We start from the raw sequence: 13506 nt of genomic DNA on the forward strand, positions 1-13506 counted from the left end.
GAGCAGAACCGAGTTGAAGCCGACAAGGCTCCGTCCTCTGTGCTGAGGGTCCTCCAAGGGGGACGAGTCGTACGCCAGCAAGCCCATCGTCATGAACATCACAGCGGGCGTCATCGACTCACCTGCTTGCTGACCACCCCAAGTGCTGCGCTCGTTCATCATCAAGAACCTTGCAAGAAGATGCCGACGCTCGCTTCGCTTGCCTAGTAGGCAGGACATTCGGAGCAGACGGCTGTCCGACGAAGCAAGCGCCACGGTGCCGAGCACCGCTACAGGCGAAGCAAGCAGGAGTCGATTCCCAACGACAGTCCCCTGCTTGAAAGAAGGCCGCTCCGATCAGCCCTGGCCACAAAGTACGGGAGGAGAGAACGGAGGTGGCGGGCCAGAACCTTGTTCCGACCGGAGCGGCAACAAAAGCACCGTGCGAGCCCTTTCGACACGGCACTCTTCTCCGGCAACGATCGTTCCAGCCGGGCGTTCTAGTGACGATCTGGCACAACTGCAGGTAAGGAAGCGCGGGACTAGTCAGAAAGTTCTGACAAGCCCGGGGAAGCACCCGGGCCTCGTCAAGCCGCTGTAAGAGCTAGGGGCGATGAAGAGCACCTCCTTCGATGTACGAATGCCACTTTCGGATGTACGCGCTGCTGGAACCTCAGCAGGCGACACCGGGCTTTCCCCGGGTGAAGTGACGGGCCGCTCCCGGGCAGATGAGCCACAGCGAACGACTCAGCGAGCGAGCTTCAACCTGTGTTCCACATGGCCCTTTGCGCCGTGGCAAGAGCCTCCGGCCCGGCCTTATCGATCGCTTCCTCGCAAAGCCGAAGCGTGTCCACCGGCGAGCCCTGCTCTGAAAGCAAATTGATCAGATCTGCCGCCTGGCCGTAGGTGAATCCGTTCGGTATGGCAGCAATCAGAACTGCCATGAAGCCCCTCCGACAACGGTCGATGCGGCGACGATCAAGAGAGAGGGGCGGATCGTAGGCGAGCCGTCCTAGTGTCATCAACACCTCTGCAGGTGTCAGGGCTGGCTGCTCCACCGCATCACTCCTTGCCGTTCGGCACTCCTTCCGACAAGGAGCACATTGCCTTCCTGACCCCGTTTGGATCAAAACTTGGACGAAAGGAGCTCACGTCCTTCTTGCCACAAGCTGCTCCGGCATCGACGTCTTACCAAAAGCAATCGATCGACAGCCACCGGCAGGCAGCAGTTCTGGTGCATCTAGGCAGTACATGCCATCAAGGTAGGCCGCTGTTGTCAGATGGATGGGCACACTGGGATCGCGCTCGATGAGCGCCGTGAAGAGTTGCATGGACGGCCCGTTCGGATCAAAAACGGGGCCAGCCATGCTGCGGTAGGGTTGACGAGCCATAGCCATGCATCGACCTGTCACAGACGCACTTGAGCACTCTTACCTTTCCCCGGCAAAGCTCAGAACTTGTACGCATCCTCCGTTGGCGGGATGACGGCATGGCTGGAGCCGCTGCAGGATGATCTGGCAGCCGCAGTGGTCGCGGTTGCTGTTCCTTCGTGGATTGCCCGGCTGACGCGCTGTTTCCGCTGCTGCCTGATCTCCCACACCTGCACTGAAGCTGCAGCGGAAGTCAGCCCGGGTTTTTTTAGACAGCCCTGCACGATGAGGGCAACCCCTACACGCGGACGACCACTCCGAGCTTCTGCCTCCCGAGCAGGGAGGAGCCTCAATTGGAGACGTTCAGCGCCGGAGTGGCCGCCAAAAAGGATAGCGACGCAAGAGACGCTGGCAACAAAGACCATATGCTTAGAGCAACAGCAAGAAGAGGCCGACGCCCGCTTCGCTTGCCTAAGGTGTCTTTGACAGGGCCAGTCGTCGGAGATGCAGTCGAAGCATTGCGAGCTTGATGGTTCCGAGGAAGTGCACGGCGCGCGCCTCCTTGAGCCATCCCACGCAGCGTTCGATCACGTTGCGGCGACGGTATTGCTCTCGGTCGAAGGCCAAGGGGCGGCCCCGGTGTCGTGCGATCTGGTCGCTGCGCTGAGGAATCACGGCTCGCACGTTTCGCTGCCGCAACCATCTGCGGATGCGAGGATGGCTGTAGGCCTTGTCGCCCGCTACCCGCTCGGGCCGTTGCCGCACGACTCCTGACGGTCGGCAGATGCGCACGGCGTCGAGAACCGGCTCGGCGTACAGCGCCTCACCTGCCTGGCCGGCGCTGAGCCGAACCGCCAGCGGCAGTCCGACGCCATCGGTCACCAGGTGCAGCTTGGTACCCCAGCCACCGCGGCTACGCCCAAGCGCGTGATCCTGTGGCTCGTTGGGAGGCAGTTTTTTTTCTCGCCCCGGTGGCTGCCTTGTGGGCTCGCACGTTGGAGCCGTCGATGCACCACAGTGACCAGTCGATGCCACCGGCAGCGTCGAGGTCGCGTTGCAGCGTGCGCAGCATCCAGTCAAGCAGGCCCGAGCGCGACCAGCGCCGGTAACGCGAGTACACCGTCTGCCACGGCCCGTAGCCCTCAGGAAGGTCACGCCAGGGAAGGCCGGTGCTCAGGCGGAAGAGCATGCCGTTGAGGATGGGGCGGTGGTCGCAGTAGTGGCGCCCAGGCGTCTCACGTGCCGGCAAATCGAGAAGGCAGATCTCGCCACCGTGCTCCAAAGCAAAGCCGATGGAGCATCGCTTCCAGCATCTTGCGACGGTCCCCACAGGGACGGCCTGCAGTTTGGAGTGGTGGGAGCAACGGGGCCAGCAGCGCCCATTCCTCGTCGGACAGGCTGTGCCTGTTCTTCGTCATGACCGTGTCCTTAATGATCCGAAGCAGCCAGTGCGGCCAACCGCGTGCTTACATGAAGCGACGATCGCCCCAAGATGAAGGCCGCTGTCGGCCAAGACCGGCCGTCCGTCATGGACCGCTTCCGGGCAGCACGTCCCTGCATCCAATCGCCTTCCTTGCTGTCACAAAGTTCAGGAACGTACACTACCCAAGGCACCGCCATAGCGGTGCGTCAGTTCAACATGGTTATCTAACGCCGCCCCCTGCCGTGCCTCCGACTCACATCAACGCAGCGTCAGATAAACTCTACTCGTTGGGCGCAATCATCCGCCGCAAACGCTGCAAAGCACCATGAATCACTCGAAATTTTCTCTCCACGATGGAGGCATTGCTTGCACAAAGATCTAGAACACGCATGTACAGCACTTGAAACTCTCGCAACTGCAATAATTAGCGGCTGGTCGAACGATTCGACAATGACAGACCATTTAGGGTGGTTTGCTCCAACAGTGACGCGGCACGAGTTAGCCTCCTTAGCGATCAATTTGGCAGAAGATATTCGCGCAATCGGCGCAGATACAATAGAACCATCTATTGAAACCCTGGTTCGCGATATACCTCGCCGAGCCCAGACGCTTCAAAATCAAACCGTCCCATACTTCTATAACGGAAACGCAGGGCAATCAATTCCGGCTTATATTTCAACGATTTCTCTTTTAAGAGCCGCAATCCTTCCGCCACTTGGATGGCAGGTAATACCCGATCAAAAGTCTTTGCCTTCTTCCCTCGCGCGACGAGCAAGAGCAGCACTCGCTGAACTTGACCAACTCACACCGAACATCTCCACGCTGAAGCAGCAAATTAGCGACATTGAGTCCGCTCATGCTATTGCTGACTCGCTGCCAGTTGACTTACAAGCACTTGCTGAAGGACGGGAAAAGCTTGCTAAAGCTGTAGCAGACGCTACAGAGGCAGCGTTCAAAGTTAAAGAAGCCCGTGACGCGGCAGCCCTCGAATTATCCGCAATGGCAACGGCAAATTTAGAGGCTGGAAAGCTCATAAAGCAGTGCGAGGCCGCATACCACATCACAACTACAAAAGGATTAGCGGGAGCTTTCGATCAGCGAGCTGTAAGCTTGTCCAATTCCATGTGGATCTGGGTTCTTGGCCTAATGGGAGCACTCATCGTCGGCTCATTCATCGGTACGCAAAGACTGCAAGACCTCTCGACGACACTAAGCGCACCCAACCCAAACCTAATAAGTATATCGATACATGTGCTCCTCTCTCTTCTTAGCGTTGGCGCTCCTCTTTGGTTTGCGTGGCTTGCCACAAAACAAATTGGACAGCGCTTTCGCCTTTCAGAAGACTATGCATTCAAGGCATCTGTAGCAAAAGCTTACGAGGGATACAGAAAAGAGGCCGCCCGCATAGACCCTGAATTCGAATCCAGACTGTTTGGATCGGCTCTTACAAGACTAGATGAAGCCCCATTGCGCCTCGTTGAAGCCACAAATCATTCAAGTCCGTGGCATGAAATGGCAAACTCTGATGCTGTTCATCGGGCTTTCCGTGCGGCTCCAGAGTTTCAAAATCAAGTTATGGAGATGCTACGTGAAGGTGTGAAAACGGCTGGACAAACAATTAGCCGCACCAGTAAGGCTGCAGGCAACGCAATTCAAACCGAAAAAACGTAAAGCGCCCGCTTTTGGGCAGTAGGGCAGCCGTCTCAAATGTCCACAGTGGGTCGGGAGTTGAAGGACAGCCGGTGCCGGCCATGACCGGCCGCACGCCAGCGTCCGCTTCTCGACATCTCTGACAGGCCTGGCGCCGCCCACCCCGGGGAGCTTGGAGCGCAGACTCCTTGCCCCGTTGACGCCGCAGAACCACAGTCAGAGCACCGGCCTCATGCACAGTCTCACTCGGCAGTGCGCCATTTGTCGAAAAATTAGTACCATGCCGAACAGCAGCCGAAGGAAGATTTCTCAATGAGGCAGGGGGTTGGATGCGCAGAGGCGATTGTTGTTACGCAGACACCTGCGGGTGTTATGCGGAAAAACTGTCGCCATATAACTTATTTACCTACCTATGGAAGATCAATTGCATCCCATTCTTCAAATTGCGCTAGGTATCCTCGCAACTGTTTCGGCGATCGCTTCTGCGATTGCAGCCTTTAAGGCGCTGACCACTGCTCGGGAGGCACTTGCCTTCCAGAAGCGGCTATCGAGACATCAAGAAGCCCTCTTCTTACTAAGAGTCACGATCGCCGCCCTATGGCGACTCAAGCGCGTCCTCGGCAATCCCCTTCAGGCGTCGGACGAAGAATTTGTTGACATGGATCGTGTGCACGCCGAGATCAAATCCAATATTGACGCACTTATCCAGTGGGGAGTGCTAACACCGCGGGATTCGGCCCTCTTCAGCGCAACCTCACGTGGCGAGATTATTGATCAAATGACTATATCCAACGAAGAAATAGACATCGAGATAAAGAGACTCCAAGCGAAGATCGATGAAATATTATTGTAAGGCGTCTAACACTTCTTCCAAGCCGACGCCGCTTCGCGGCGCGTCTTAACTTAGGTGTCAGCTTGCATAAAATATGCCGCACCCAGACTTCAATCCTCCAGGCAAGCCCCCGAAACTCACCGGGCGAAAGTCCACGCTCACAGGTCTATTCATCACGACCCTGACGCCGTACATCGAGCCGACCGACGCTGAAGTTGACGAGGCTCTTGCGATACTGGGGATGGCACGTGGAAACTGCACTTGCGCGTACTGTGGGAATGCTAAGACAGAGTGGGACCACTTCAGGCCCGTTGTACGAAACCGTGCTCCGACTGGCTACATCACCGAAATCGCGAACTTGGTGCCGTCTTGCGCGAAGTGCAATCAATCCAAGAGTGGAAGAGACTGGAAGAAGTGGATGCTGGGGGATGCCGTCCATTCTCCTAATCGGCGTGGCATCTCCGACCTGATGGAGCGCGTTGCGCGCTTGGAGGCTTTCGAGCGCTGGCGAACGCCTACGAGGATCGACTACCCGGTGATTGCGACGGCTGAACGGTGGGCGAAGCATCAGAACTACCTTAGCTTGGTTCTTGCCATTCTTGCCGAAGCAGAAGTCCACGCGAAGGAACTGCGCGAGCATGTGGAGCAGTCACTGAGGCGGCAGCGCGATGCAGGCTAACAGGTCGTTCGACGCGGACACGCACCGGCAAGGCGGCGCAAGCCGTGCGCGGGAGCATACGTCTTCCAGCGCCTTGCCAGTGCGTGCCGCCCAAATCCGACGTTAAACGTCTGCTTTCTGAAAATGAAAGCAGCGGCGTCAAGGACCGCTGTGGGTCTATTCCGCTGAAAAACTCTGTCGAGACGCACCGGTGCGAACCGACCAAGGGCTGATGTCAGGCCTTCGGGCATCTCAACCTGGCTTTTTGCCAGGGTTGCGGGTTGATCGGTGGGGTTTCGCCTCAAGCGGGCGCACCTCTACCTTGAACGGGTGGTCCTTGCGGGCCCAACTTGGTCAGACGGCGTAGGTTCTGAACTGTTGCTGCCAAGGTGAACTCATCGCTGGCACCGTAAGCCCCCGCAGGCGCAAGCGCCGCAGTTTGAGGATATGCTTCAAGTGTGCAAACAGCATCTCGACCTTCTTGCGCTCGTGGCGCGAGTGCTGGTAATGCTCGGTGGTGGCGATCTGGCGCGCCACGTCGCGTGCTGCCTCATGCACGTTGCGCCGAATCAGGCGCGTCGGGGTGTCGGGCAGCAGCGCTGCTTCATCGGACACACCTCGCAGTCCTGCTGTCGAGCGCGGCAAATGATCCTGTCGTCGTCGGTCACGCGCGAGCGCTGCTCCTTGAACGCACGCTACTGGCTGCGCAGCGGATGGCCTTGAGGGCAGCGGTACTCGTCAGCCGCCTCGTCCCACTCGAACTCGGTGCTCGACAGCGTCTCGTCCTTGCGCTGCGTCTTGTCCCACACGGGGATGCCGCTTGTGGCCCCGACCGTTCTCCCGAGCTGCCAAGAACGCACTGCCCTGAACTTTCCAAACACAGCCTAGCGACGTCCAAGCTTCATAGGTGGTGGCAGCAACTCATCAAGCCTACGCTTCAGCGACTGCACCTCGTCCGTCAGCTCAAGGATGCGCAGATTGGCGCTCAGGAGTTGGGACTGCGCCCTGTCGCGTTGGGCGATGGCGTCGGCCAAGCGCTCCTCCGTCGACCTCCTAGAGGCCTTATGACGAGCTGCCTTTTTGGCGGCGGGTTGGTCCTCAAGCTTATGCAGCTCAAGGTACGCCTGGATTTCACGAATCAGCCCTGGGAACCGCGCCTTCTTTAGGGCTGAGGGGTCACATCCGGCTTCCCGCGCCACATTGTTCTGCGTCACGGCGGTGCCTTTGGGCAGCACTTTTGACTGCCCATCCTTTAGGCGCTCAAACGCCTGCCGGAAGCGTGTCTCGGCGTTGGCCGGCTCAGCGGTCTGCTGCGATGACATTCAAGTAGTTCTCCATGGCTTGGCGCTCTGCCACGAGAGCGGCATGGCGAGGATGACTCGCGACCAATTGCCTGAGCTCGATGAGCACCTGATCCAGCTGTGCACGCACCTGGGCCTCTTTATCTCGGTCGAACACGACATCGGTGCATGGCTTCCCGCCGTCTCCGCCCCCGCAACGAGCGACAGACTCAATGCCACCGTATTCGCACGGACCAGGCTTCATGCAGCCTCCAAGACGGTGCTCACGGAAGCTAACCTTTCCTGCCTTCGCCCAGATGGCGAGCGTCTTCACGTCCTTTGCCGCCAACAGGTTGACCGCTACAGCCTCTTTGCGCTCTGCCGAATGCGGAGACATGAACCGGTCACTGACGACGTCCTGGAGCCTGTAGGCCATGGCTTCGTACATCGCCATCACGACAGCGCGTTCGACTTCCTCATTGAGGTGCAGTCTGGTATGTCCACGACCGTAGTACAGAGGCATAAGTCTCGTGGCGTGCTTCATCTGCTGCTGCATCGAGCTGTCAGAGATGACGCCTGAAGCGAACATGTTGACCGCGCCGGTTCGCCGGTACTGGTGCCACGCAAGCGGCCAGACGTTGCCCTCCGCGAACTCGTCGGCGGACAGGTTGGGTGTGAGCCGCCGCGCAATTCGTAGGTCTTCGTTGGTGATGCGCAGCTGCTGTTCGTCAAACAGCAGTGGGAAGCGTTGTAGGACGTCCCTAAGGCCGTCAAGAGGCGTGCGGATGTCATAGGGCTTAGCCCACCCGATTGCGAACCCCCAGGGCTCCGTTGCCGTGCTGAACAGATATGGATTCGCTCGGTCCGCAGGCGTCGGCCGAACTTCCGGGTTCGCCGCGTCGCAATCCATCCGGAGGCGCGCGATTACCGTCAAGGCATCGACGGCGAGCTGAACGCTCGGACTAGCAACCCAGCGAGCGTCAACGTCGGGGTCCGTCTTGGTGGTTTCGCCGCAAATGAGGGGAACTCGCCCCAGTTTTTCGTCGTGCTCCCACAACAAGCAGTCGGCTCGAAGGGAAGCGACCTCCTCTTTCCGCTGCAGCGTGAAGTTGGCGATATAGGCAAGGCCTGCCAGGGAGACCAGCGAGAGATAGGACGAGAACATGGAGACTCGGGTCTCGTCCCAGCCAACCACCCATCTCCTCAGCAGGTCGGCGATGCCTCGCTCGCGAGCGAACTCGCTGAAGGGGCCAAGGTATGTGCAACCTGGCCGATGTGCGGAGCCGCCTGTAAACGGACCCTTGGACGCGTCCTTGCCTTTAGCGAGCGCTGCTTCGAGCGAGCCGTAGTTCGAGACATACGCGTGAACACAGAACTTGAAGCAAGCCTCTACCTGCTGCCTGTGCTTCATGAAGTCTTCGAGACATTCGCGCAGGCGTTCCACCTGATACAGCCAGATGCGCGGCGGAATGTAGGCGGTCTGCACGTGCTCATGGTCGTGGGCGACTTCAGCGAGCCGCTTCAGACCGTTCGCATCCACGAGGACGAAGCCAAGGTCCTGGCGGGCGTCATAGAGCCTGTGGAGCACCGTAATCGTCGCCTCCCATTTGCTTGGAGAAATCTGCTCGGCAAGCTGGTCTAGGACCCTTGGGAAGCGCTGCAGCATCGCGGCATTGATGTTGTTTCGATTGCAGAGAGCAATCACGGCCCAGACCGAACCAAACCGGTTCTTGATAGTGCCCGCTGCCCGATACCCGCGCGGCCCCCAAATCAACCAACCCATGGCGAGCCGAAGCAGGTCGGCGTTCTCGGCGATGACAGTCCCTGCGGTCTCTGCACCGCCGTCGCCGAAGTTCAGCTGGTAGGGCTTGCCTGACCAAGGCGTCAGGTCCCAGATGGGGTCTCCCCAGCGGGAGACGACCAAGCCTTCCTTGTCAAGGACGACTGGCCAATCGCGCGCCGGCGGCCAAGTCAGGGGCCGGTAGTTCACTGCCGCCTCGGTCACCGCAGGAGCATCGACCTTTAAGCAGAGCTCATGCAACGCCATCTTCACTGTGCAGTCCCCTCTACAGCCAGAATGAGGTGCTTCCATTCGCTGTGGTAGCTCCCTTCCTCAATGCGAGCCAGCGCCTCGTCCACCCAGCCTCGACGGAGGGCATTGGAACCCTTGAACCAGGTGAGCTTCTCGCTCAACTTGTCGATAGCGTGCTGGGCCGGGTGCTCCCGATTGGCCGCCGTAGCGGGGAAGCAGTGCCTACCCAATTCGAGTACCTTGAGGTGTCGGAAGCAGGCCAGCGACCACACGTAATCCTGGGTGTCGATGTCGCGGTGGTGCTCACACCATAGGCAGCCCGATGGGCGGGCACAGTCGGGGGACGGCGCCGCTGCGGGCTTGGTGGACGTCGCTACGGGCACGCCGTCACACGACCCTGGCGCGACCGACCGGGAGGGCTCTACTCGGGCGAGGGTCGGGTCGCTGGCCTGCCAGAAGCGCGTGACCTCACCAATGGTCCGTTGCAGAGAGGGTTGCTCGTAGACCTCGATGAGCACCTTCTTGTGGTGTTGTGCCATGTCGGCTGTCAGGTCGGGGTCTCCGCTGCGCCTCAGAAGCCAGTTCACCCGTGTGCCACGAAGCATGCTGGGAGGTATCCAAGGGACATCGGCTTGCTTGCAGAGGCCAATCATGAGGTCGAAGCGCGTTGGGCGACTCTCGTGCGAGCCTTCTCGGATGACGGGGAAGAGGTCCACCGAGTCGGGGAAGAGCGCCCGGCGCCACTCCAGGTAGCGTTCGAAGTGGCTGCGGTATTCGCTGAAGATTTCGAAGAGGACTTCGCCATCGCGTCGGTGCTTGTAATCGCGGACCTTGTAGCCGTCGATGTCGCTTGAGTAGCTGAAGTGCCGCAGCTTGAGCTTGTAGGCCTGGGTCAAGTTCATGCCCGTCTGGCCAATGAACATCAGCAGTTCAGCCAAGATGCGCGTGTTGACGACAGCCTTGCGGCCGCGATGCTCAAGAGAGCGATTCGCAGCGTAGTCCTGTCTCCTAGCCAAAGCTTGGCGGACTTCCCATGCGGCCCATTCGACTTGGCGCGTAGGCACACTGCCGCCGGTCCATAAGGTCAGGCTGCCGCCCGTTTGCCGGTTGATGCGGACGTCGAGGACTTCCCAAACGACCTTGAGTGGCAGGCCATCACAGACGTCCTGGAGCAGTCGACCAAAGGCAAAGGTATCCGCGAGGTTCTGCTTTTCGGCCTCTACCCCTAAAGGGGCCTTTCGAAGACGTGGTCTGGTCAGGCGCGTGAGATGCAGGAGCGGTTTCTGCCGCCCAAGCACGATGTCCAAGACTTCGCCTACTCGCAGAGCGCTTGTGTACGCGGTGCGCTCAGAGATTTCTCTGGCGACATTCGAGCGATGGAAAAGATGGTCAGCCCACTTCACGTAGCTTGCTGCGACATCGGACATCGTCAGCGGCGCCGCCGCTCTATCTGCCCAAGCGAAGAAGGTGACCGTCTCGTCAATCTGATTCCGAGCCGTGATGGGGCTTCCGCCGCCCGCGAGCTTCCCATCAATCGCCTCGTGCAGAGCCAGCACTAGCGCCTGGCGGTCTATTTGAAGGGTGCCCAGGAGACCTTCCTGAATCGCGTGCTGCACCTTGTCAGCACGCATCTGGGCACCGCCCTTGTAGAGCAGCCTCGTCAGGTCCGGCGGGGTCTCGCGAGGGCCCACAGGAAGACTTGGGAACGTCAGCGGCGCTGACCGCAAGTCGTCATGCATCGAACTTGTTCCAGTCTCGCTTCACGACGCCTGAGAACACGGACGCGAACTCCTTGCTGATGAGCGCCTTCACCGGCGCGTTCTGCACGAACTTTACATAGCGCAGCGTTGTGGCCTCGTCCTTGTGAAGCATCGCGTCACGCACGAACGCCACAGCACTGGCCACGTTAGCGACATCGATCGCCAGCTCCATCAGCATGGTCCCGTATGTGGCCCGGGTCTGATGGAACTTGAAGGCCTCCATGAACCGCATGCCGGCGGCTTGAGCTCTTCGACGGAGGTCAGTCATGAGCCGATTGAACGTCTGATGCGCGTATGGGCTTCCCCGCGTAGTGAGGAACAGCCGCTGGCGTTCGGCTTCATTGGCCAGTGCTTGTCGACGCAGTCGCTGCATAGAGTAGGCGTAACCCTTGAGCTCGTCTACGAGGAACGTGGGGACGAGCAGGTCGCCGGAAACATCGAACTTGGTGGCCACGCCAGTTCCGGGGCCAACGGCCACCCGGCTGAAGCCTGGCATTGACCGGTCAGGCATCGCTCCCTCTATGTGCCGGACTTCGAGCGTCGTTATGGTCTCCAGTCTTGCTCCTGACAGCACCCCCAACGACAGCATGAAGTGCAACTCATGGAGTCCCTCCTGCTTGGTGAACTCAAGCAGTTGGCGAGCATGCTCCGGGCTCATCGGCGTCAGGCCATCTTCCAGCGTATCTCCGGGGCGGCCACGGTTGGGGATGGCGAGTTCCGACGACGTCGTCAGCATGGCTCTTGCAAAGCCGGTGCTGTCATGGAACCGGCGCAGCACCTGTTTGTCTTTCCACATCGGCGAGCCGCGCTCGACGAACCCATAGATTTGGGCGTAACGATAGAACTGGATAACGGCTGCCATTCGGGCGGTGGCGGTCGACGGCTTCAACACACCCAGCATGTCGCGCTGCCGGATGAGCTCCGCACGAAACTGAACAATCGCTCGGTCGCCTATGCGCATGGGGAAGTGCCGCCAGTCCAGCTCGTTGGCCTCAAGCCAAGAGGCGTAAGCTGCAAGGTGCTTCATCAAGCCAGTCACCGTCTTGATGTTTCCACCCACCGAACCCTGGGCTCTGGTGACTGCCCAATGATTCACCTCTGACCACGGCTCCCCGTCTTCCCAGAAGACCTGCGGCAACTTGGAAATCGGCGCGGCCAGCTTGTCGCGCACCCAGTGAACTTCTCCCCCTTCAATGACCTCCCGCATGGGGAAGAAGCTCACCGTTTCGAGATTGGCCATCGTGCTTACGAACTACTTCGATTCAATCCACCGTTTGCTGTCTTCAACTAGCCATTACGCGGGCTTGTTGAAGACGCTCCGCAGGTACGCGAGGAACGTCTCGTCGTCGCAGATGGTCTTCCCGGGAGAGTCGGACAGCTTTGCCACCGGACGGTCGTTGCAACGCACCAGCTTCATCACAATCTCCAACGCCGGGTAGCTCGGCCCAAAGTCATTGGTCAGGTGCGTCCCAATGCCGAAACCAGTTTGCGCACGGCCGGCAAAATGGCGCCACAACGAAATGGACTTCTGAACCGTGAGGCCATCAGAGAAGACGAGGCGCTTAGTCCGGGCGTCGATACGCAGCTTGGCGTAGTGCGCCAAGGCCTTTTCGCCCCATTCGACTGGGTCCCCCGAATCGTGTCTTAGGCCGTCGAAAAGTTTGGCATCGCGAAGGTCAAAGTCCCGTAGGAATGCGTCCATGCCCACCACGTCGGTCAGAGCGATGCCGAGGTCACCGCGATACGTGTCGTTCCAAGCGTCCAGCGCCGCCTTCTGGAAGTACCGCAGCGGCACGTCTCGCACGGCCTGGAAGGTCTGCAGGTACTCGTGCGCCATCGTGCCCATCGGGGTCAGGCCGTGCTTCTTCGCCAGATAGACGTTGCTTGTCCCCTTAAAGAACTGAGGCACCTCTGCCATCAGCGTCTCAACGACCTCTTCATGCCAAGCGCGAGAGAAGCGGCGACGCGTGCCGAAGTCGAAGAACACGAAGGGCGCCAAGTCCTGCGCTGCGGCAGCCTCGGGTGCGAAGTCCTTCAGCTGCGCAATCTTCTCAGCCAGACGACGACGGCCTTCCGCCAGCGCCTCCTCTTGCGGCCAGCGGCGAGCATGGAGTTCACCAACGATAGCCAGCACGAAAATCTCAAAGAACATGATATGGACCTGCGGCCCGCGCGCCACGATTTCGAGAGCGTCGCCATTCCCTTCGATTCTGATGAACCGGCGCTGCAGTCGAAAGATGGACAGGAAGTCCACGAAGCTGCTCTTCATGTAGCGCAGCGAGCGGAGGTAGTCCAGCTCATCCTCCTGGAAGGTGAGCGAGCAGAGATGTTCGACCTCACGGACTACCTCGTCTTTCAGCGCTGCCAGCGGCATGGAAGGCGGGCGACGGCAAACGAAGCGGTACTCAGTCTCGTTGTCGTTGTACGCGCTGTTGAACAGCGCCTGCCACATGGTGAACTTGTAGAGGTCGGTCTCCAGCAAGCTGCGGATGACGGGATTGTTGTTGCTCGTCATTTCAGGC

11 protein-coding genes and 3 pseudogenes are annotated in these 13506 nt (G+C 59.5%); 4 read left to right on the plus strand and 10 right to left on the minus strand.

The genetic code is table 11. The annotated features are described in order from the left end of the window. Positions 1-740: 740 nt before the first annotated feature. From D3A59_RS25150 to D3A59_RS26805, 4 genes and pseudogenes are all read right to left on the minus strand, one after another. Positions 741-1037, minus strand: coding sequence for a hypothetical protein (locus D3A59_RS25150; protein ID WP_157991355.1), 297 nt, complete (start codon positions 1035-1037; stop codon positions 741-743). A gap of 90 nt (positions 1038-1127) precedes the next feature. Next, positions 1128-1370: a hypothetical protein gene (locus tag D3A59_RS25155; RefSeq protein ID WP_170162270.1), complete on the minus strand. Its 243-nt coding sequence runs from the start codon at positions 1368-1370 to the stop codon at positions 1128-1130. Between the two features lie 450 nt (positions 1371-1820). Next, positions 1821-2643 (minus strand): annotated as a pseudogene (locus D3A59_RS01880) (IS5 family transposase). Continuing rightward, positions 2585-2767: a transposase gene (locus D3A59_RS26805; RefSeq protein ID WP_119153243.1), complete on the minus strand. Its 183-nt coding sequence runs from the start codon at positions 2765-2767 to the stop codon at positions 2585-2587. Before D3A59_RS26805 ends, D3A59_RS01880 begins: the two are co-directional and overlap by 59 nt. Before the next feature lie 455 nt (positions 2768-3222). On the opposite strand from D3A59_RS26805, the gene D3A59_RS25160 reads away from it, so the two are divergent. From D3A59_RS25160 to D3A59_RS26110, 4 genes and pseudogenes are all read left to right on the plus strand, one after another. Then, positions 3223-4443 carry a hypothetical protein gene (locus D3A59_RS25160; protein ID WP_157991359.1) on the plus strand — a complete coding sequence of 407 codons (1221 nt, stop codon included), beginning with the start codon at positions 3223-3225 and terminating at the stop codon, positions 4441-4443. Positions 4444-4834: 391 nt separating this feature from the next. Next, positions 4835-5275, plus strand: a complete 441-nt coding sequence (locus D3A59_RS25165) for a hypothetical protein (RefSeq protein WP_170162272.1) — start codon at positions 4835-4837, stop codon at positions 5273-5275. A 220-nt stretch (positions 5276-5495) separates the two neighbouring features. Continuing rightward, positions 5496-5639 (plus strand): annotated as a pseudogene (locus tag D3A59_RS26810) (HNH endonuclease); the annotation flags it as partial. A 33-nt stretch (positions 5640-5672) separates the two neighbouring features. Further along, positions 5673-5933: a hypothetical protein gene (locus D3A59_RS26110; protein WP_240635889.1), complete on the plus strand. Its 261-nt coding sequence runs from the start codon at positions 5673-5675 to the stop codon at positions 5931-5933. A 280-nt stretch (positions 5934-6213) separates the two neighbouring features. On the opposite strand, the pseudogene D3A59_RS26115 reads toward D3A59_RS26110, so the two are convergent. The 6 genes and pseudogenes from D3A59_RS26115 to pncB all read right to left on the minus strand — a co-directional run. Then, positions 6214-6727, minus strand: a pseudogene (locus tag D3A59_RS26115) (transposase); the annotation flags it as partial. 69 nt (positions 6728-6796) lie between these two features. Further along, positions 6797-7234 (minus strand): hypothetical protein, encoded by a 438-nt coding sequence (locus D3A59_RS01905; RefSeq protein ID WP_119153246.1) that lies wholly within the window; start codon positions 7232-7234, stop codon positions 6797-6799. Continuing rightward, on the minus strand, positions 7212-9245 hold the full coding sequence (locus tag D3A59_RS01910; RefSeq protein ID WP_157991362.1) for a hypothetical protein: 2034 nt from the start codon (positions 9243-9245) through the stop codon (positions 7212-7214). Before D3A59_RS01910 ends, D3A59_RS01905 begins: the two co-directional genes overlap by 23 nt. Continuing rightward, positions 9242-10963, minus strand: coding sequence for a site-specific integrase (locus D3A59_RS01915; RefSeq protein ID WP_119153248.1), 1722 nt, complete (start codon positions 10961-10963; stop codon positions 9242-9244). The genes D3A59_RS01910 and D3A59_RS01915 overlap by 4 nt, the downstream gene beginning before the upstream one ends. Further along, a complete protein-coding gene (locus D3A59_RS01920) occupies positions 10956-12224 on the minus strand; it encodes a tyrosine-type recombinase/integrase (protein WP_119153249.1) in 1269 nt (422 codons plus the stop codon). The genes D3A59_RS01915 and D3A59_RS01920 overlap by 8 nt, the downstream gene beginning before the upstream one ends. A 54-nt stretch (positions 12225-12278) precedes the next feature. Further along, complete coding sequence (pncB, locus tag D3A59_RS01925; protein ID WP_119153250.1) at positions 12279-13499, minus strand: nicotinate phosphoribosyltransferase; 1221 nt, start codon at positions 13497-13499, stop codon at positions 12279-12281. Positions 13500-13506: the final 7 nt, after the last annotated feature.

It is taken from the genome of Caldimonas tepidiphila (assembly GCF_003569765.1).
Taxonomy (GTDB): Bacteria; Pseudomonadota; Gammaproteobacteria; order Burkholderiales; family Burkholderiaceae_C; genus Caldimonas; species Caldimonas tepidiphila.